Origin of the sequence: uncultured Sunxiuqinia sp., from assembly GCF_963974515.1 — a bacterium.
GTDB lineage: Bacteria > Bacteroidota > Bacteroidia > Bacteroidales > Prolixibacteraceae > Sunxiuqinia.
The window spans coordinates 1-18,240 of the sequence record NZ_CAXBDD010000076.1; the positions used below are offsets into that span (position 1 = coordinate 1).

19 protein-coding genes and 1 pseudogene are annotated in these 18,240 nt (G+C 45.8%); 16 read left to right on the forward strand and 4 right to left on the reverse strand.

Annotation, left to right across the window (positions count from 1 at the left end):
- From AAC033_RS14205 to AAC033_RS14275, 15 genes and pseudogenes are all read left to right on the forward strand, one after another.
- Positions 1-495: pseudogene (locus AAC033_RS14205) on the forward strand (phenylacetate--CoA ligase); the annotation flags it as partial.
- Between the two features lie 11 nt (positions 496-506).
- A complete protein-coding gene (locus AAC033_RS14210; RefSeq protein ID WP_339739247.1) occupies positions 507-938 on the forward strand; it encodes a hypothetical protein in 432 nt (143 codons plus the stop codon).
- Positions 939-956: 18 nt separating this feature from the next.
- Positions 957-1,136, forward strand: a complete 180-nt coding sequence (locus AAC033_RS14215; RefSeq protein WP_339739249.1) for a symporter small accessory protein — start codon at positions 957-959, stop codon at positions 1,134-1,136.
- A 10-nt stretch (positions 1,137-1,146) separates the two neighbouring features.
- Positions 1,147-2,733 (forward strand): sodium:solute symporter family protein, encoded by a 1,587-nt coding sequence (locus AAC033_RS14220; RefSeq protein ID WP_339739251.1) that lies wholly within the window; start codon positions 1,147-1,149, stop codon positions 2,731-2,733.
- A gap of 9 nt (positions 2,734-2,742) precedes the next feature.
- Positions 2,743-4,044, forward strand: a complete 1,302-nt coding sequence (locus AAC033_RS14225; RefSeq protein ID WP_339739253.1) for a phenylacetate--CoA ligase — start codon at positions 2,743-2,745, stop codon at positions 4,042-4,044.
- 9 nt (positions 4,045-4,053) lie between these two features.
- Positions 4,054-4,482, forward strand: coding sequence for an ACT domain-containing protein (locus AAC033_RS14230; RefSeq protein ID WP_339739255.1), 429 nt, complete (start codon positions 4,054-4,056; stop codon positions 4,480-4,482).
- A gap of 322 nt (positions 4,483-4,804) precedes the next feature.
- The gene (locus tag AAC033_RS14235; RefSeq protein WP_339739257.1) at positions 4,805-5,644 is read left to right on the forward strand and encodes a prephenate dehydratase; all 840 of its coding nucleotides are present in this window, start codon (positions 4,805-4,807) and stop codon (positions 5,642-5,644) included.
- Between the two features lie 92 nt (positions 5,645-5,736).
- Positions 5,737-6,261: a flavodoxin gene (locus tag AAC033_RS14240; RefSeq protein WP_339739259.1), complete on the forward strand. Its 525-nt coding sequence runs from the start codon at positions 5,737-5,739 to the stop codon at positions 6,259-6,261.
- Positions 6,262-6,564: 303 nt separating this feature from the next.
- Positions 6,565-7,881, forward strand: a complete 1,317-nt coding sequence (locus AAC033_RS14245) for a pyridoxal phosphate-dependent aminotransferase (protein WP_339739261.1) — start codon at positions 6,565-6,567, stop codon at positions 7,879-7,881.
- 10 nt (positions 7,882-7,891) lie between these two features.
- Entirely contained in the window at positions 7,892-8,458 is a 567-nt protein-coding gene (locus AAC033_RS14250) for a Crp/Fnr family transcriptional regulator (RefSeq protein ID WP_339739262.1), read from the forward strand.
- A 134-nt stretch (positions 8,459-8,592) separates the two neighbouring features.
- Positions 8,593-8,817 carry a 4Fe-4S binding protein gene (locus AAC033_RS14255; protein ID WP_082326261.1) on the forward strand — a complete coding sequence of 75 codons (225 nt, stop codon included), beginning with the start codon at positions 8,593-8,595 and terminating at the stop codon, positions 8,815-8,817.
- Between the two features lie 29 nt (positions 8,818-8,846).
- Positions 8,847-9,941: a 3-methyl-2-oxobutanoate dehydrogenase subunit VorB gene (locus AAC033_RS14260; RefSeq protein WP_339739266.1), complete on the forward strand. Its 1,095-nt coding sequence runs from the start codon at positions 8,847-8,849 to the stop codon at positions 9,939-9,941.
- A 4-nt stretch (positions 9,942-9,945) separates the two neighbouring features.
- On the forward strand, positions 9,946-10,743 hold the full coding sequence (locus AAC033_RS14265; protein WP_339739268.1) for a thiamine pyrophosphate-dependent enzyme: 798 nt from the start codon (positions 9,946-9,948) through the stop codon (positions 10,741-10,743).
- Between the two features lie 11 nt (positions 10,744-10,754).
- On the forward strand, positions 10,755-11,306 hold the full coding sequence (locus AAC033_RS14270) for a 2-oxoacid:acceptor oxidoreductase family protein (protein ID WP_339739270.1): 552 nt from the start codon (positions 10,755-10,757) through the stop codon (positions 11,304-11,306).
- A gap of 166 nt (positions 11,307-11,472) precedes the next feature.
- Complete coding sequence (locus AAC033_RS14275; RefSeq protein WP_339739272.1) at positions 11,473-12,771, forward strand: PQQ-binding-like beta-propeller repeat protein; 1,299 nt, start codon at positions 11,473-11,475, stop codon at positions 12,769-12,771.
- Positions 12,772-12,871: 100 nt separating this feature from the next.
- Here the strand turns inward: AAC033_RS14275 and AAC033_RS14280 are convergent, their stop codons facing one another.
- Positions 12,872-14,071, reverse strand: a complete 1,200-nt coding sequence (locus tag AAC033_RS14280) for a saccharopine dehydrogenase family protein (RefSeq protein ID WP_339739274.1) — start codon at positions 14,069-14,071, stop codon at positions 12,872-12,874.
- 352 nt (positions 14,072-14,423) lie between these two features.
- Between AAC033_RS14280 and AAC033_RS14285 the strand changes: the two genes are divergently transcribed.
- Positions 14,424-15,134, forward strand: a complete 711-nt coding sequence (locus tag AAC033_RS14285) for a phosphoadenylyl-sulfate reductase (protein WP_339739276.1) — start codon at positions 14,424-14,426, stop codon at positions 15,132-15,134.
- Positions 15,135-15,146: 12 nt separating this feature from the next.
- Here AAC033_RS14285 and AAC033_RS14290 read toward each other — a convergent pair whose 3' ends face one another.
- The 3 genes from AAC033_RS14290 to AAC033_RS14300 all read right to left on the reverse strand — a co-directional run bounded on the left by AAC033_RS14290 (position 15,147) and on the right by AAC033_RS14300 (position 17,932).
- Positions 15,147-15,422 (reverse strand): hypothetical protein, encoded by a 276-nt coding sequence (locus tag AAC033_RS14290; protein WP_339739278.1) that lies wholly within the window; start codon positions 15,420-15,422, stop codon positions 15,147-15,149.
- Between the two features lie 548 nt (positions 15,423-15,970).
- Complete coding sequence (locus tag AAC033_RS14295; protein WP_339739280.1) at positions 15,971-16,345, reverse strand: YccF domain-containing protein; 375 nt, start codon at positions 16,343-16,345, stop codon at positions 15,971-15,973.
- A 150-nt stretch (positions 16,346-16,495) separates the two neighbouring features.
- Complete coding sequence (locus AAC033_RS14300; RefSeq protein WP_339739282.1) at positions 16,496-17,932, reverse strand: MATE family efflux transporter; 1,437 nt, start codon at positions 17,930-17,932, stop codon at positions 16,496-16,498.
- Positions 17,933-18,240: the final 308 nt, after the last annotated feature.

Sequence of the window (18,240 nt, forward strand, 5' to 3'; positions counted from 1 at the left end):
GTGCCCGATGGCGAGTTTGGTGAACTGGTGATGACCACGCTCGACCGCGAAGCCATGCCGCTGATTCGTTACCGGACGCGCGATTTGACACGCATCATTCCCGGGCGCTGTGCCTGTGGGCGCACCCATGCGCGCATAGACCGGATCGCGGGGCGCAGCGATGACATGTTTATCGTGAAAGGTTGCAATGTTTTTCCGATGCAAATCGAAGGGGTGCTGCTGAAGGTTCCGGAAGTGGGCTCCGACTACCTGATCACCTTGGAGCGAATTAATGGAGTAGACGAGATGATTGTTGAGGTGGAAGTAAAGAAAGACTGGTTCAATGGCGATATTACCCGATTGGATCGGCTGAGTAAGTTTATTACACATCAAATCAGGGACGAAGTGTTGACCAAGCCCATTGTTCGGTTGGTGGAGCCTGGCTCCATTCCGAAGTCGGAAGGAAAGGCCGTGCGGGTGGTCGATAAACGGGTTCTTGATTCAGTAAAACTATAAACGGTTCGACCATGGCTTATCAGGTTTCTATTTTTCTTGAAAACAAAACCGGGCATTTCGAGCGGGTAACCGGTGTTTTGAAACAAAATGGTATTAATATCCGCTCGATGACCTTAACCCACACCGTCAGTGGCTGGGGAATTCTGAACCTGCTGGTTGATCAACCTGAAAGGGCCAACGAGGCTTTGCGGGAAAGCGGACTTTCGTCGGCTTTGCGCCGAATTCTCGCTTTCGGCATGGAGGATCATCCGGGCGGGCTGGACGAGATTCTGCTGAAATTGGCTCATGCTGGTGTCAACTTTCTGAATGCATACGGCAGGGTGCTTGAAGATGGCAAACGGGCTTTGCTAATTGTGGATGTGGATGATTATGAGCTGGCGCTGGAGCAGGTTTCGAAAATTGAACTCTACCCGCTGAACGATGAAATGGTATACGGAAACTAATCAATAAACAAAATACTTATGCTGGGAATTCATGATCCTTCAATTTACCTGGGCTATCTACTGGCTGTTTTAAGCTTGATCGCCTGTGTTTGGTATGGTTCAAAAAACTGGAACAAAGGGCAGGAAGCTGACGAATCAGAACTCAAGGAAGACCTTGACTGGGAGGCCAAAGACGAACAACTAAAAGAACAACTTTAAAACGAAATTTATGAATACTTTTTCGCTGGGATTAGTTGTTATTGCTTACCTGTTGGTGATTGCCTACCTGGGGTACATCGGATTTAAGAAGACAAAAACTGCTAAAGATTACTTGCTGGGTGGCCGCGAAATTCATCCTTTTGTGATGGCCGTTTCGTATGGCGCCACCTTCATTTCCACTTCGGCTATTATCGGTTTTGGAGGAATAGCAGGCGTTTATGGCATGGGCTTGATCTGGCTAACGGTACTCAATATTTTTATCGGGGTATTTATCGCCTTCGTTTTTTTTGGAAGACGAACACGAAAAATGGGGCATAACCTGGATGCCCACACGTTTCCTGAGTTTTTGGGAAATCGTTTTCAATCCAAAACCATTCAAATGTTGAGTGGAGGAATTATCTTCGTTGCTATGCCGCTTTATGCCGCTGTGGTGTTGATTGGGGGCGCCCGCTTTATCGAGAGTATTTTTGAAATTGACTTTGGCATTGCGCTGACTTTTTTCTCGCTCATCATTGCGGCTTACGTAATTGCCGGCGGATTGAAAGGCGTGATGTACACCGATGCGTTGCAGGGAGGCATCATGTTTTTTAGTTTATTCTTCCTGCTTTTTATGACCTACATCAAGTTGGGTGGCGTGTCGGGTGCCCATGAGGCTTTGGGGAACATGGCTAACCTGGTGCCAGAAAGGCTGCAAGCTAAGGGCCATCATGGTTGGACAGCCTTTCCGATTATGGGTTCGGCTTGGTGGTGGATTCTGACAACCAACATCATTTTGGGTGTAGGGATTGGCGTGTTGGCCCAGCCCCAGTTGGTGGTTCGTTTTATGACCGTAAAGAGCAACCGGGAGTTGAACCGCGCGGTACTGATCGGTGGTATTTTTATTTTTGTGGTCACTGGCTTTATTTACACGGTAGGAGCTTTATCCAACCTTTATTTTTACAGGGAAACCGGGAGACTGGCCATCGATATTGCTCAGGGAAATGTAGATCTGATCATTCCTGAGTTTTTGAATTCGGCCATGCCCGAGTGGTTTGTTTACCTGTTTATGCTGGCTCTCCTTTCTGCCGGCATGTCAACCTTAAGTTCGCAGTTTCATACCATGGGTACCTCGATTGGCCGTGATTTGTTTGAAAATCTTTTCCCACGGAAAGAGATGAACAGCATGTTGATTACCCGTGTGGGAATTGTGGTTGCCATTCTGATCAGCATTATCATAGGTTATCATTTGCCGATTGGCATTGTGGCCCGCGGAACCGCTATCTTCTTTGGCATCTGTGCCGCGGCTTTTTTGCCCACTTATTTCGCCGGCTTGTATTGGAAACAGGCCACCCGGGGAGGTGCGATTTGGAGCATGATTGCGGGTTTGCTATCCAGCGGCTTTATGTTGGCGTTTATACACCAAGCCGAATCGGCGCCGCTAGGCATCAGCCAGGCTATTTTCGGGAAGGATTTTTTAGTGGGCCAATTTCCCTGGATGATTATTGATCCGATTATGATCGCTCTGCCACTTTCCACCCTCGTATTGGTTGTGGTGAGTTTGATGACGCAAAAAGTTGAAGAAAAACATTTGGATGTCTGCATGAAAGGTGTCCGATAAAAAAATAGGATGATGATTTGGAATGAAAAAATAGAATGTGCGAGTCGTGATGAAATGAAAGCGCTGCAATCGGAACGCCTGATTGACACGGTGCAGCGAATTTATCACAGCATCCCCAGCTACCGAAAAAAAATGCAGGAAGTGGGACTGGTGCCGGGCGATATCAAATCCATTGATGATTTGTCGAAACTGCCTTTTACCACCAAGCAGGATTTGCGCGATAATTACCCGTTTGGCATGTTTACTGTGCCCATGAGCGAAATTGTGCGTGTGCATGCTTCGTCGGGAACCACTGGAAAACCTACCGTTGTGGGCTACACCCGCAAAGATTTGAATACCTGGGCCGAAGTAGTCACCCGTACCTTGTGCATGGCCGGTGTTCATCGCAACGATATGGTGCAAATAGCCTATGGCTACGGTTTGTTTACCGGTGGCTTGGGCATGCACTACGGCTGCGAAAACCTGGGAGCTTCAGTGATTCCGATTTCCGGAGGAAACACCCAGAAGCAGTTGCAGCTGATGCAGGATTTTGGCACCAGTGTGATTGCCTGCACCCCCTCGTATTCGCTCTTTTTGGCTGAAGCCATGGAAGAAGCCGGCATCAAAAAAGAAGACCTGAACCTGCGGGTGGGTATTTTTGGCGCCGAACCCTGGACCGAAGAAATGCGCCGCGAAATTGAGTCGAAGCTGGGTCTGAAAGCCATCGATATTTATGGCTTAAGCGAAGTGATTGGGCCCGGAGTTTCGTGCGAGTGCGAGCACCAATGTGGCATGCACATCAACGAAGACCACTTTGTTCCTGAAATCATTCATCCCGAAACCTTGGAGCCGATGCCCGCCGGCGAAGTGGGTGAATTGGTTTTTTCGACCGTGACCAAGGAAGGCATTCCGATTATTCGCTATCGTACGCGCGATTTAACCCGCCTGAACTACGACCAGTGTGCTTGTGGGAGAACGCTGGTGCGGATGGAGAAATGCAAGGGACGAAGCGACGACATGCTAATCATTCGTGGAGTCAATGTGTTTCCGTCGCAAATTGAAAGTGTGCTGCTCGACATGAGCGAAACGGAGCCGCATTATTTGCTTATTGTGGAACGAGAAGGTAATTTAGACAGTTTGAAACTGATGGTGGAAGTGCAGGAGCAGTTTTTCTCCGACGAAGTGAAGCAACTGGAAGTACTGCGTAAAAAAATTACACACAACATCCAAAGCACGCTGGGCATTTCAGTCAATGTGAAACTGGTTGAACCAAAAACAATCGAACGTACAGCCGGAAAGGCCAAGCGGGTGATTGATAACCGCAAAATCTAGGAGGTTACTATGATTATAAAACAATTGTCTGTTTTTTTGGAAAACAAAAGCGGACGTCTGAATGAAGTTTCTCAATTGCTTGGCGATGCAGGAATTAATCTGTCGGCTTTAAGTGTGGCCGACACCTCGGAGTTCGGCATCCTTCGCCTTATTGTTTCTGATCCGGATCAAGCTTACCGGGTGCTAAAAGCAGCCGACTTTTCAGTCAAACTAACCGATGTGGTTTGTCTCAACAGTCCGAATGTGCCCGGTGCCTTGGCAAAAGCCTTGAACATTTTATCGTCCGAAGAGGTCTTTATTGAATATCTTTACGCGTTTTCGATGGATAAACAATCGGCCAACATTGTTTTGAAGCCGGATGATATCGAAAAGTGCATTCATGTTTTACAAAAGCATCAGCTCGAACTGGTGAAAGCCAGCGATTTGTACAAAATTTAAGTGGTATCCGTTTATGCGAAAATTGAGCACTAATGAAAAATTCATGATCGGTTTTATTCTGGTGTTGCTATTGGCGATTGCCTTTACTTGGGAGGATTTTTCAAAGCGGGTAAGAAAATCGCTGGAAGGGCAGCCGGTGGAACAAACGGAAGAATGATCGCGTAGAGGCGTTATTGGCTTGATGAAACACAGTCGTGATAAGAAAATTGGCGCGCTTTGTTATTTTTTTGCCGACTGTTTTTCATTTAAAAAGGATATAAAGACGTTTTTGCGTAAATTGTCCCGGGCTAAATCCCCCGGGATTTTTAATTAAAAATAAGGTATGAAGAAAATTGCAATTCAGGGAATCGCCGGTTCCTTTCACGAAGATGCTGCACGGAATTATTTTGGCAACGAAGAAATTGAAATCGTGGAGTGCCGGTCATTTCAAAGTGTCTGTGAATTGATTGATACAGACCAGGTTGACATTGCGGTGATGGCCATTGAAAATTCCATTGCCGGAAGTATCATTCAAAATTACTCACTCATTCGCGATTATCACCTGCGGATTATCGGTGAAATCTATATCCATATTCAAATGAATTTGATGATGCTCCCGGGAGCGAATCCCGAAGACATCAAAACCATTTACTCGCATCCCATTGCCATTCGTCAGTGTTCCGAATACATTGAGAAGTATTATCCCGAAGCCAAAATCAGGGAAAATCAGGACACCGCCGCTTCAGGAAAATTGCTGGTAGAAGAAAAGCTGACGGATGCAGCGGCGATTGGAAATTTGCGGACGGCCGAAATTTACGGGCTGAATGTAATTGACAAAGGCATTGAATCCAACAAAAAGAACTACACCCGTTTTTGGATTCTTTCCAAACATGCCAATCATGCTGAAGAAAATAATAAAGCATCGATTTGTTTTGAAGTGGGACACTATTATGGAGCGTTGGCTAAAGTGTTGAATATCTTTGCAGAAAACAAGATTAACCTGAATAGAATTCTGTCGGTCCCCATCCTTGGAAAACCCAACGAATATACTATCCACGTTGATGTGGAGTGGGATACCACTGCAAACTATGAACATGCGATTCATTTAATTTTGAAAAATGTCTCTAGTTTGTCTATTTTAGGAGAATATGTCCGGGGAGAACTCGAGATACAGAATCAATAAAGTATCCCGGATTATTGGTCTTTATGCCAATGAGTCCCGGAAAGAAAGCATAAAAAAAAACAGGTTCGTGACCCTTTAAAAAACCTTGAATTATGAGTAGAATAGGATTGTTTTTTGGACCCGAGAAAGGCTCGGTCCATCGTGCCGCCGAGAAAGTGGCGGCCGCCATTGGCACAGATAAAGTTGACATGATTTCGGTAAACAACGCCGCTGCCTCCGATCTGGAGAAATACGATAAAATCATTTTTGGCATTTCCACTGTTGGCAAGGAAACCTGGGATTCGGAATATTCCAATACCGACTGGGCCAAGTTTTTTCCTGAAGTAAGCAAAGCCGCTTACAAAGGGCAGGTGGTTGCTATTTTCGGATTGGGTGATCACATTACCTATCCCGAACATTTTGTGAATGCTATTGGTCGTCTGGCTAAAGAGCTGATGAAACAAAATGTGAAGCTGGTGGGCTCGGTAAGTCCTGAAGGTTATGAGTTTGAAGATTCGGAAGCGCTGATCGACGGACAGTTTGTCGGTTTGCCGCTCGACGAGGATTTTGAGCCGGAACTCACCGATGAACGGATTGGAGCCTGGCTCAAGTCGATTCAGTCTGATTTCGGATTTTGAAATAAAAAACATGATATCATTCAGGTCGTCCAAAAGGCCTGAATTTCTTTTAATCTCAAAAGATTTGTTTCAAAAAGATATCAATTTTGTTCTTTCAGTCAATAAGTTTTTTCGAATTGTAAAACCTGTTCTTTAATACTTTGCTGAAGCTTGGTAATTCGGAATTACTTTACTTTTTTTAATCAGAATTTCTGCTTTTTATAGAAAATTACCAAAGTGACTTTTTGATTGGAGTTGATTTTTTCAACCCACCCGCTTTCGGTTTTTTTGAGAACAGCAGAGTTCAGTCAGCCTTGTTAGAAGATGAAAAAAACGCCAATCAATCAACAGCTTGTTGATCAAAATATCGCCAAACTCCGTATTGACCATGTTGGTCAGGCTTCCATTCGCGAAATTGTTGCCTTGGTTAATTTGGTAGAAGAGGCAGGGAGTGAGAAGTTTATTCGCATGGAAATGGGGGTTCCCGGCTTGCCACCTGCACAGGTGGGTACCGAAGCTGAGATTGAAGCTCTCCAATCGGGCGTTGCGTCCAAGTACCCGATGATGGATGGCATTAAACCACTGAAAGAGGAGGCTTCGCGATTTATCAAGCTCTTTATGGATGTGGATGTCAGCCCCGCTGGCTGCATTCCAACAGTAGGCTCCATGCAGGGAACCTATGCCGCGTTGCTGGTGGCTTCCAATGTTGATCCGAAAAAGGACACGGCCCTGTTTATCGATCCGGGCTTTCCGGTACAAAAGCAGCAAATGCTGGTGATGGGTCATCACTACGAAACGTTCGACGTGTTTAACTACCGGGGAGCCAAGTTGCGTGAAAAGCTGGAGGAGTTTCTGTCACAAGGAAACATCAATTCCATTATTTATTCTAATCCCAACAATCCCAGCTGGATTTGTTTTACCGAGCAAGAGCTGCAAATTATTGGCGAACTTGCCAACAAGTACGATGTGATTGTGATGGAAGACCTGGCTTATTTCGGTATGGACTTCCGCAAAGATTTGTACACTCCGGGCAAGCCGCCTTACCAACCAACAGTTGCCCGTTACACCAACAATTACGTGTTGTTTGTATCGAGCTCGAAGATATTCTCATACGCCGGACAACGGTGCGGCATGATGATCATTTCAGATGCTCTGTTTAATCGCGATTACGACAATCTGAAAACCCGTTTCCAAAGCAACACCTTCGGAAACAGCATTGTGCTTCGGGTTTTGTACACACTGTCGTCCGGAACAAGCCACTCGGCACAGTATGCCCTGGCAGCGATGTTTAAAGCAGCCAGTGATGGTAAGTTCAACTTCATCAACGATGTGCGGGAATATAGCGAGAAGGCAAAAATCATGAAATCGATTTTCCAGAAGCACGGCTTTTATATTGTGTATGAAAAAGATGGTGACGAATTGGTGGGCGATGGATTTTATTTCACCATTGCGTACCCGACCATGACAGGCGAGGAGTTGCTGGCCAATTTGCTCTATTACGGTGTGAGTGCCATTACGCTGAAAAACACCGGAAGCGAAAAAGAAGGATTGCGGGCTTGTGTGTCTCATGTACAACGCAGCCAGTTTGATGATTTGGATAAACGACTGGAACAGTTTGCGGCTGATTTTCCGGTGAATTAAACGCATTGAAATGAATAGCTATTCAAGCAAAATATCAGATCGTTCGACTTTGATTCAGTTGAAGGAATATTTTGCGGACCAGGCTCCCATTTCAATTAAAAAAGGCGAAACGTTTTTGGCTTATGGCGAACCCAATCAAAAGTTGGGGATTTTGATGAGTGGCTTAATGTATGCCACTTACGTGTCAGAAAATGGGCAGGAGTGGATTTCCCGGTTCTTTTATACACCCGACAATGCCATTGTCAGTAGTCACGATTCTTTTTTGTCGGGCGATAACTCGGTAGAAGCCATTCGGGCTTACGAAGATTCATTACTCATTTTTATCAGTAAAGCGGAATTTGACCAGATGCTGACGTCCAGCAGTGAGCTGCAGGGGCTGGTGAGGCGCATGGCCGAGGAAAGTTATATCAACGCCCTGAAACGGGTGCATATGCTTCAGTCACTCACCGCATCGCAGCGCGTAAAGCGGTTTGTGAAAGAGCATGGTGATTTGGTTTCCAGGGTACAGCGCCAACATATCGCCTCGTACCTGGGAGTTCACCGGAACATTTTTACCCGAATACTGAACAAAATATAATAGGATTATGCAACTTTTGTTGCAATTTGAAAAGAGCTGATGCTTTAGATTTGTACAGCCGAACGGGTTTGGAGGCATGAATATCCAAAACCGGGACTTTCAGAAACTGAGAAATTTTTAAAAATAACAGAACCATGGCAAAAGTAGTAGGAGCAGTTGTTGTTGACACCGAGGAATGTAAAGGCTGCGGCCTTTGCGTTGTCGCTTGTCCGCAGCAGGTTTTAGGACAAAATAAGCAGGTCAATAGCCGGGGATATCACTATTCATTCATGGAAAACCCCGAAGCATGTATTGGCTGTTCAAACTGCGCGGTAGTTTGTCCGGATACCTGTATTACGGTATACCGAGTTAAAATCTAATTGCTGTTAACATTAAAAAGATTCAATAGATGGGAGATTTAAGATTAATGAAAGGGAACGAAGTCATTGCCGAAGCAGCCATTCGCTGTGGTTGTGATGGCTATTTTGGATACCCGATCACCCCGCAGTCTGAGGTGATGGAAACGCTAATGGCTCGCGAACCTTGGGACGACACAGGCATGGTGGTACTACAGGCCGAAAGTGAAGTGGCTTCGATCAATATGGTTTACGGAGCGGCCGGTTCGGGAAAGAAAGTCATGACCTCTTCGTCAAGCCCCGGAATCAGCTTGATGGCTGAAGGAATTTCCTACATTGCCGGAGCTGAATTGCCTTGTTTAATTGTGAATGTACAGCGCGGCGGCCCGGGATTGGGAACCATTCAACCTTCGCAGGCTGATTATTTCCAGTCGACCAAAGGTGGCGGACACGGTGACTACCGGCTGATCGTTTTAGCCCCTTCATCGGTGCAGGAAATGAACGATTTTGTTGATCTGGGCTTTGAGCTTGCCTACAAATATCGCAATCCTGCCATGATTTTGACCGATGGCGCCATTGGACAGATGATGGAAAAAGTGGTGTTGAGCGATTACAAACCGCGGATGACCTCCGAAGAAATTGACGCCAAATATGGACGCTGGGCCACCAATGGCAAAAAGCCGAACCGCGATTACAATATCATCACTTCGCTGGAAATGGACTCAGCCAAAATGGAACGCAACAACCTGCGTTTTCAGGAAAAATATAAGCAGATGGAAGAGGACGAAGTCCGCTATGAAACGTTTCAGTGCGACGATGCGGAGTACATTCTGGTGGCTTTTGGTTCTTCGGCTCGTATTTGCCAAAAGTCGGTTGACCTGGCCCGTGCCAAAGGATTGAAAGTAGGTTTGCTACGCCCCATTACCCTATACCCGTTCCCGAAAAAGCCCATTGCTGCATTGGCAAAAAAAGTTAAAGGCTTTATGACTGTTGAGATGAATGCCGGACAAATGGTTGAAGACGTGCAATTGGCTGCCGGATGCGGCAGTAGTTCGGTACCTGTTAAATACTTTGGCCGCATGGGGGGAATTATCCCGACACCGGGCGAAGTGGTGGAAGCATTGGAACAAAAACTTATTGAAGCTTAAAAAGATGGATGTAAAAGATATTATCAAACCCGAAAACCTGGTTTATCAGAAACCAAAACTGCTGACTGACAAGACCATGCATTATTGCCCCGGCTGTACGCACGGCGTGGTGCATCGCTTGGTGGCCGAAGTCATCGAGGATTTGGATATTCAGGAGAAAACCATTGGTGTTTCTCCGGTTGGGTGTTCTGTATTTGCCTACAATTACATCGATATCGACTGGCAGGAAGCCGCACATGGACGGGCTCCGGCAGTTGCGACAGGTATTGCGCGTGTGAATCCGGACAAAGTGGTTTTTACCTACCAAGGCGATGGAGATTTGGCTTCCATCGGAACAGCGGAAATTATGCATGCTTGCAACCGTGGCGAAAACATCGTGGTCATCTTTATCAATAATGCCATTTATGGAATGACTGGCGGGCAGATGGCCCCAACGACGCTGCTTGGGCAAGTAACTTCCACCACGCCTTGCGGGCGCGATTTAGACCGCAATGGTTATCCGCTGAAAATTACCGAGCTGATTGCTCAACTGCCGGGAACATCATTTGTAACACGGCAGTCGGCGCACACTCCGGCAACGGCACGCAAATGTCGTAAAGCCATCAAAAAAGCATTTCAGAATGCCATCGACAAAAAAGGAACTTCCTTTGTTGAAGTGGTCTCGACTTGCAACTCAGGCTGGCGTTTGAGCCCGGTGGATGCGAACACCTGGATGGAAGAGAATATGTTCCCCTTCTTTCCGATGGGCGACATGAAAGATGGTGAGCGCGATGCTCCGGATGCCTATTTAAAAAAGAACTAAAAACTGAAATCATGACTGAAGAAATCATTATCGCCGGATTTGGTGGACAGGGAGTGCTTTCCATGGGTAAAATTTTGGCTTACTCGGGTGTTATGCAAGATCAGGAAGTGACCTGGTTTCCATCGTACGGCCCCGAGATGCGTGGCGGAACAGCCAATGTTTCGGTGATCATTAGCGATACGCGCATCAGCTCCCCCATTCTGCACGAATTTGATACAGCCATCATCCTGAATCAGCAGTCGATGGATAAGTTTGAAAAGACTGTGAAAGTCGGCGGCGTGCTGCTGTACGATCCCAATGGCATTGTGAATCCACCGACCCGGACGGATATTAACGTCTACAAGATTGAAGGAACCAAGATTGCCGCTGATTTGGGTAATGTGAAAACCTTTAACATGGTGGTGCTGGGCGCTTATCTGAAAGCCAAACCCATTGTCAAGATGGAAAGTATTCGCAAGGGCCTGGAGAAATCGCTTCCCGAGCGTCACCATAAGTTGATTCCGCTGAACCTGGAAGCCATCCAAGCCGGACAGGAGAAGTTGGAAGCGGTGAATGAGGTGTAAGTGACCAAGCTGATAAAAAATTGAAAGCCATTCGAACGAATGGCTTTTTTTAGTCCTGCTTTTTCGAAAGGCAAAAATTTCACATTAAAAAGAGTGACCCTAAGGTTGCGAAAACAGAATAAGTAACGATCTTTAAGCACACTCGATTCAACTAACAAAAACAGCTATGTGTAGAAACATCCTTTTGGGCACAATGATGCCACTCTTCTTATTCCTTCTATTTTCCTCATGTTCAAGCCGAAAAACTGAAAACTGGACCCATTTTCGCGGAACAAATTTGAATGGCTTATCGGAGTCAGAAAATGTGCCGATTCGTTGGAGTGAAACGGAAAATGTGGCCTGGAAAATTCCTGTTAGGGGACTGGGCTGGTCTTCGCCTGTAGTGTACGACAACCAAATCTGGCTGACTTCGGCCGACAAAGACGGGCAATGGTTTTCGGCTGTTTGTCTGGATTTTGAAACCGGTGAAATCCTGACGGAAAAAGAACTTTTCAAACCGGAAACTGTGCAGCGGATTCACGGAACAAATAGTTACGCATCATCCACTCCGTGCATCGAAAAGGACTTTGTTTATCTTCATTATGGAACCTACGGAACGGCCTGCATGAATACCAAGACCTATGAAGTGATTTGGAGTCGGACCGACATGAATTGCGAACACATGCAGGGAGCGGCTTCCTCTATTATTTTGTATGAAGATTTGTTGATTGTTCACCTGGAGGGAACCGACGTACAGGATATTTATGCGCTGGATAAGCGCACGGGAGAAACCGTTTGGAAAGTGGGGACGCCCGATGAAGAAGGCTACCAAAAGCTGGCTCCTGTTTACCGGAAGTCGTATCAAACACCGTTGGTGATTACAGTTGATGGTCAGGATCAATTGATCACTCCTCGCGCGCAGTACGCCATTTCGTACGACCCGAGAACTGGAGGAGAGAACTGGAGGATTTACTATGGTGAAGATTCTCCGGTAAGTATGCCCTTGTTTTACCAAGGATTGGTGTTCGTCAACTCAGGCTGGGTTCTTTCCGAAGGCGCTCCTTATTTTGCGCGACTTTTTGCTGTTGATCCCACAGGAAAAGGAGATGTGACTGCCAGTAAAATTGTTTGGCAAACCGAAAAAAATGTGCCGCAAATATCTTCGCCAGTCATTGTGGATAGCTTGATGTTTATGGTTGCTGAGCGCGGAGCCTTGACCTGTCTCAATCCTGCCAATGGCACAGTTTATTGGGAAGAAAAACTGAAGGGACATTTTGATATCTCACCCATTTGCGCAGGAGGAAATATATATTTCACGAATCTAAAGGGCGAAACAACAGTCATCCGGGCTGCTCCTTCGTTTGAGTTAGTTGCTGAGAATAAGTTGGATGGCACCTTTAAAGCGACTCCGGCAATTCTTCGGGATGCTATTCTTCAGCGCAGCGATGAATTTCTGTATAAAATTGAAGTATCGGAAGAAATGTAAGTTCAGGTAGATTTGAAGATAGGTCATCTTTTCAGCGTTTCCATGAAAAACAAAACCCGACAATTTGCCGGGTTTTGTTTTTTTATTCTGTAAGCTTGGATTAGTATTCCATTTCCAGATCGGTATTGTGAATTTCGTGCCAAGGCAGTCCATGTTGGTTCAGGGCATCCATAAACGGATCGGGGTTGAACTCTTCAACATTGAATACGCCCTCTTTTTTCCACAAACCTTTCAGGTACATCATGGCGCCAATCATAGCCGGAACACCGGTGGTGTAGCTAACCGCCTGCGTGCCGGTTTCGGCATAAGCCACTTCGTGATCGCAGTTGTTGTATACGTAATAGGTTTTTTCCTTGCCATCCTTCAGCCCCTTGATACGGCAGCCGATAGAGGTTTGTCCCTTGTAGTTTTCGCCCAGGTCACCGGGGTTGGGTAATACAGCTTTCAAAAACTGGATCGGAACAATTTCGCGGCCTTCATACATCACCGGTTCAATGCCGGCCATGCCAATGTTTTGAATCACCCGCAAGTGTGTCAGGTATTCCTGTCCAAAGGTCATCCAGAAGCGTGCTTGCTTAATGGTTGGAAAGTTTTTCACCAACGATTCCAATTCTTCATGAAAAATCAAATACGATTCTTTCGGCCCGATATGGGGGTAGTTCAGTGGTTTGTGAATTTCATGCGGCTCCGTTTCCACCCACTGGCCATCTTTCCAGTATTTGCCTCTCTGCGTGACCTCGCGGATATTGATTTCCGGGTTGAAGTTGGTTGCAAACGCTTTTCCATGATCGCCGGCGTTGCAGTCAACAATGTCGAGGTACTGAATTTCATCGAAATGATGCTTGGCTGCGTAAGCCGTGAAAATACTGGTTACGCCAGGGTCAAATCCACAGCCCAGAATGGCGGTAATCCCCGCTTCTTTAAATCGGTTTTGGTAGGCCCACTGCCATTTATATTCGAATTTCGCTTCTTCTTTGGGTTCGTAATTGGCCGTGTCCAGGTAGCTGACTTCCGTTTCCAGGCAAGCATCCATAATGGGGAGATCCTGGTACGGAAGGGCGACATTGACCACCAAATCAGGTTTGAAGCTCCGGATCAGCTCAACCAGTTGAGGCACATTTTCCGCGTCAACCTGTGCTGTCTTAATGCGGTTACCACCAATCTTATTTGCTATTTCATCACACTTGGCTTTGGTACGGCTTGCCAGCATGATCTCAGTAAAAACTTCAGGAAGCGCAGCCATTTTGTGAGCTACAACGGTTCCTACGCCACCTGCGCCAATGATCAATACTTTTCCCATTAATTCTATCTTTTTTGCATGAATTTATTTGTTCCAAAGGAACTAAAATTTTTATAATCAGTAAAGCACTTTTTTTTCATAAGACCAAATAAAAAAGTGATTTCAAGAAATCTTGCTGTGAATGATAAAGGTCTGGCTTTAGGGGGATGATCCGGATTGAATACAGATATTTTCACCCCGGAAACGGACAATCAAAACGGGCATAAAAACGTATGTTTTGAAACAATAAAAGGTATTTCTTTGCCTGCTCATGTTCGCGTAATCTTTATTGAAACAACACAAGATTTATCATCTTGTTTGAAAATGATTATTTTTGTGGCATGTTATTGAAAATAAACGAAAGGAAAATCAAATGGTTACTATAGAAACAGCAGGGCAGCTTAATGCCGAATTCAAAGAAAAGGAAATTGTGGATGTATTGAGAAGCCTGGCCGATAAGTTCGCAGGGAAAGTGGTTTTTACTACGAGCTTTGGAATCGAAGACCAGGTCGTTACCGATTACATTTTCAAGAACAACATCCCAATCAAAGTGGTGACCTTAGATACAGGGCGTTTGTTCGAAGAAACCTACAAGGTGTATAACCGCACGCTCGAAAAATATCAAAAACCCATTCAGCCCATGTACCCCAATCATGAGGACCTGGAAAACTTTGTTGCTGAAAAAGGTCCCAACAGCTTTTATCTTTCAGTCGAGAACCGGAAGGCGTGTTGCCACATCCGCAAAGTTGAGCCACTTGGCCGCGCTTTGAAAGGGATGGAATGCTGGATCACGGGCATCCGTGCTTCGCAGTCGAACAACCGCGAAGACATGCAACTTTTTGAGTGGGATGGCGGACACGAAATCGTCAAGTACAATCCGTTGCGGGACTGGAGCCTGGAAGATTGTCGCGAGTATGTAAAAGAAAACCAGGTGCCTTATAATGTTTTGCATGATCGCGGATTCGTCAGCATTGGTTGCGCCCCCTGCACGCGGGCTATCCAGCCGGGCGAGGATTTCCGCGCCGGACGTTGGTGGTGGGAGAGCAACTCGAAAAAAGAGTGTGGACTACATACACACGAGTAAACCCATTGACCTTTATTGGTTGGGCTTAAGTAGTTTTGTCAGTATCCGGTTTTCCATTTTAAGATCCCGGATCTGTTGATGCTCTTCCGTCTCAGGCTCTTCTAAATCAAGAAGGCCGGCCAGAGCTGTGAAAAAATTAAAGTCCAAGGTAATCGATAATTCTTTGAGCCGTGCCAGGCTCATGACTTTGTCATTCGGCATTTTTTGTGTGGCGCTTGTGCATAGATTGAGCCGTCGACCCAGTTCGGCATGGCTAAAACCTTTCTCCCTCATTCTTTGATGGATCATTTGAAGGGCCTTTTTTGAATGTCTTCTGTGTTCTCCATGACTGATTCATGTAAAAAAATCATTTAAAGCGTTATTGATGGATAGAAGATGTCCTTTTTCGCGTTGAATATGTCCTTCTGCCCATTAAATTGAGAAATTGGTTCAATATTAGATCATTGTTATGATGTAATAGGTTCAATATATGGTCTAATGTACCCAGATTGTGACGTAGAGCAGGTAGACTGAATAGGTCTTTTACCTAAAAGAAGGCGTGTCTGGCGTGTAACAATGACGCCACCTACCTATGTTAGGGAAAAAATACCTATGAGTTTACGTCATCTGCCTAATTAACGACCTATTTTACCCAAAGTTATGATGTTTTTTACCTAAAGTAGGATATAAATCGACCAATATAGGATGTAGGCTGCATGGATCAGGATGTAATTATTGCTAAGGACGATGTCAATGACAATATAGTGAACATGAATGACAACCGCTGACAGCTGCGACAGGGAAAACAGGCATGTAAACGGGTAGCCGTAATATTTATCAACTGAGCCGGACTCCGGTTAGCAGTCAACAATCCGGCGGCCAAAGGGAGTAATGGCCAGGCTCACCAGTTTGAAATGTTGCCTGGCGAACGGAATCCCGATAATGGTAATGGCAAACAGAAGTCCGAAAACCAAGTGACTGAGCGCAATCCAAATGCCACCAAACACCAGCCAAAGCAGGTTCATAATTGTAGAGAGGCAGCCGGGCGCGTAATTCATGTATTCGATGCGCTTGCCAAACGGCCATAAAGCCATTTGTGCCATTTTAATACTTTGCAGTCCGAACGGAATCCCGACAATGGTTAAGCAGAGTAAGATTCCGCCGATCAGGTATTCCAAAAAAATAAAGAAGCCGCCAAATACGACCCAAATTACGTTTCCCAGTGTGTTCATCTGTTTAGTTTGAATGCGTGAATTTTAACCAGAACGAAAGTAGGGCTTTTTGTTTTGACATGTGCTTATTTTTCGGCGAACGGAAAAAAACCGGAGGTGAACCGGTTTTTTAAGTGCCTTTCGAAACAATCCAAAAGCCAGCCTGGTAGTCTAAACCTTCCGCAGTTTCCACTTGCCTTGTCTGAAAAGAATCACCCCAATAATGGTCAATAACGATTCGGCGATAATAATCGACATGCAAATTCCCGTAATCCCCATATTTAAGGTCATGGATAGCAGGTAGGCCAGCGGAATTTCAATGAGCCAAAAGCAAAACAGGTTGATTTTGGTTGGCGTCAATGTATCACCACTTCCATTAAACCCTTGCACAACCACCATTCCCAGGGCATAGAACAAAAATCCTGCTCCCAGCCAGCGCAAGGTGGTGATGCCACTTTGAAGAACGGCCGGATCGTCAATAAACAAACCCACCAAGGTGTCGGGTATGATTAAAATGATGGTTCCGATAACTCCCATCATGATGATGTTGACGAAGCCAGTAATCCAAACCGATTGCTCGGCCCGGTCGGGTTTTTTTGCGCCCAGGTTTTGACCAACCAGTGTGGCTGCCGCATTCGACAATCCCCAGGCAGGCAGCAAGGCAAAAATGATAATTCGGATGGCAATGGTGTAGCCGGCCAGCACATCGGCACCCAGCTCCGATACCAGCCGGACCAAAATAATCCAGCTCGAAGTGGCGATCAGGTACTGGAAGATTCCGCCTACCGAAAGCTTCAGCAATTTCAGCATCACATGGAGGCGAATGCTCAGATTTTTGATATCGAGATGGATCCGGCCATTACCTTTGAAGAGCAGGTAAAACTGGTAGCAAACGGCTGTTCCACGGCCAACGGTGGTGGCAATGGCCGCTCCTTTAATACCCATCTCAGGGAAGGGACCCAGTCCGAAAATCAGGATCGGGTCCAAAACCAGGTTAATGATATTGGCCATCCACAATACACGCATGGACACGGCAGCATCGCCCGAACTTCGAAAAACGGCATTAATGATAAAGAGCAGCATGATGACCATATTGCCCCCAAACATAATCATGGGATAGGCATACCCTTCGTCGGCCATGCTTTCGCTTGCGCCCATCAGTAGAAGAAATTCTTTAGCAAAGAGGAAGCCGGGAACGGCCAGCAACACCGAAAAGGAAAGCCCAACCAAAATGGCCTGAAACGCTGCATTTCCTGCTTTGCCTGCCTTCTTCTCGCCAACACGGCGGGCTACCAAGGCTGTGGTTGCCGTGCTTAAGCCAATACCAATGGCGTAAACAATGGTCATTACCGACTCGGTGATGCCAACGGTGGCCACCGCATCGGCGCCCAAACGCGATACGAAAAAGATATCGACGACCGCAAACACCGATTCCATGGCCATTTCAAGAATCATGGGTACGGATAGCAGGAAAATGGCTTTCCCAAGGCTGGTTTCGGTAAAATCGCGTTCACTCCCGGCAATAGCTTCTTTAATATCGGACCAAAGCGACTTGAAACGGATGGGTTTTATTTTGCCTAAAGACAAAACAAACTTCTTATTTGACATGTGAATGAATTGTTAAAAATGATTGCTGAAAGAATAATATAGACTCAAAAAGGATCAAATGGTTGCTTGGTGCCTGGAAGAGCGCCTAGCAATTGCTGGTAAAAGCAAAGACCGGTGTGTTATAGACTATCATCATGGTATGGTCTCCTTATTGGTGGAAAGCAAAATTACGACTTTTATTATTTATGAAGCAAGCTCTCGGATTAATTTTATTGGGCTGTTTTTTTGTTTTTGATGGAATTTCAGTTTCAGAATCAGTTTGCTGATGAACCTGAAACTCTTTTTGCTGTTCCTTAGAAATGAAAAGA

Excerpts from the sequence above, each read along its gene's own strand:
- AAC033_RS14235 (WP_339739257.1), top strand. The coding sequence starts at position 4,805 with ATGAAGAAAATTGCAATTCAGGGAATCGCCGGTTCCTTTCACGAAGAT.
- AAC033_RS14225 (WP_339739253.1), top strand. The coding sequence starts at position 2,743 with ATGATGATTTGGAATGAAAAAATAGAATGTGCGAGTCGTGATGAAATG.
- AAC033_RS14275 (WP_339739272.1), top strand. The coding sequence starts at position 11,473 with ATGTGTAGAAACATCCTTTTGGGCACAATGATGCCACTCTTCTTATTC.
- AAC033_RS14250 (WP_339739262.1), top strand. The coding sequence starts at position 7,892 with ATGAATAGCTATTCAAGCAAAATATCAGATCGTTCGACTTTGATTCAG.
- AAC033_RS14290 (WP_339739278.1), bottom strand. The coding sequence starts at position 15,422 with ATGATCCATCAAAGAATGAGGGAGAAAGGTTTTAGCCATGCCGAACTG.
- AAC033_RS14285 (WP_339739276.1), top strand. The coding sequence starts at position 14,424 with ATGGTTACTATAGAAACAGCAGGGCAGCTTAATGCCGAATTCAAAGAA.
- AAC033_RS14210 (WP_339739247.1), top strand. The coding sequence starts at position 507 with ATGGCTTATCAGGTTTCTATTTTTCTTGAAAACAAAACCGGGCATTTC.
- AAC033_RS14245 (WP_339739261.1), top strand. The coding sequence starts at position 6,565 with ATGAAAAAAACGCCAATCAATCAACAGCTTGTTGATCAAAATATCGCC.
- AAC033_RS14280 (WP_339739274.1), bottom strand. The coding sequence starts at position 14,071 with ATGGGAAAAGTATTGATCATTGGCGCAGGTGGCGTAGGAACCGTTGTA.
- AAC033_RS14300 (WP_339739282.1), bottom strand. The coding sequence starts at position 17,932 with ATGTCAAATAAGAAGTTTGTTTTGTCTTTAGGCAAAATAAAACCCATC.
- AAC033_RS14215 (WP_339739249.1), top strand. The coding sequence starts at position 957 with ATGCTGGGAATTCATGATCCTTCAATTTACCTGGGCTATCTACTGGCT.
- AAC033_RS14265 (WP_339739268.1), top strand. The coding sequence starts at position 9,946 with ATGGATGTAAAAGATATTATCAAACCCGAAAACCTGGTTTATCAGAAA.
- AAC033_RS14220 (WP_339739251.1), top strand. The coding sequence starts at position 1,147 with ATGAATACTTTTTCGCTGGGATTAGTTGTTATTGCTTACCTGTTGGTG.
- AAC033_RS14255 (WP_082326261.1), top strand. The coding sequence starts at position 8,593 with ATGGCAAAAGTAGTAGGAGCAGTTGTTGTTGACACCGAGGAATGTAAA.
- AAC033_RS14270 (WP_339739270.1), top strand. The coding sequence starts at position 10,755 with ATGACTGAAGAAATCATTATCGCCGGATTTGGTGGACAGGGAGTGCTT.
- AAC033_RS14295 (WP_339739280.1), bottom strand. The coding sequence starts at position 16,345 with ATGAACACACTGGGAAACGTAATTTGGGTCGTATTTGGCGGCTTCTTT.
- AAC033_RS14240 (WP_339739259.1), top strand. The coding sequence starts at position 5,737 with ATGAGTAGAATAGGATTGTTTTTTGGACCCGAGAAAGGCTCGGTCCAT.
- AAC033_RS14260 (WP_339739266.1), top strand. The coding sequence starts at position 8,847 with ATGGGAGATTTAAGATTAATGAAAGGGAACGAAGTCATTGCCGAAGCA.
- AAC033_RS14230 (WP_339739255.1), top strand. The coding sequence starts at position 4,054 with ATGATTATAAAACAATTGTCTGTTTTTTTGGAAAACAAAAGCGGACGT.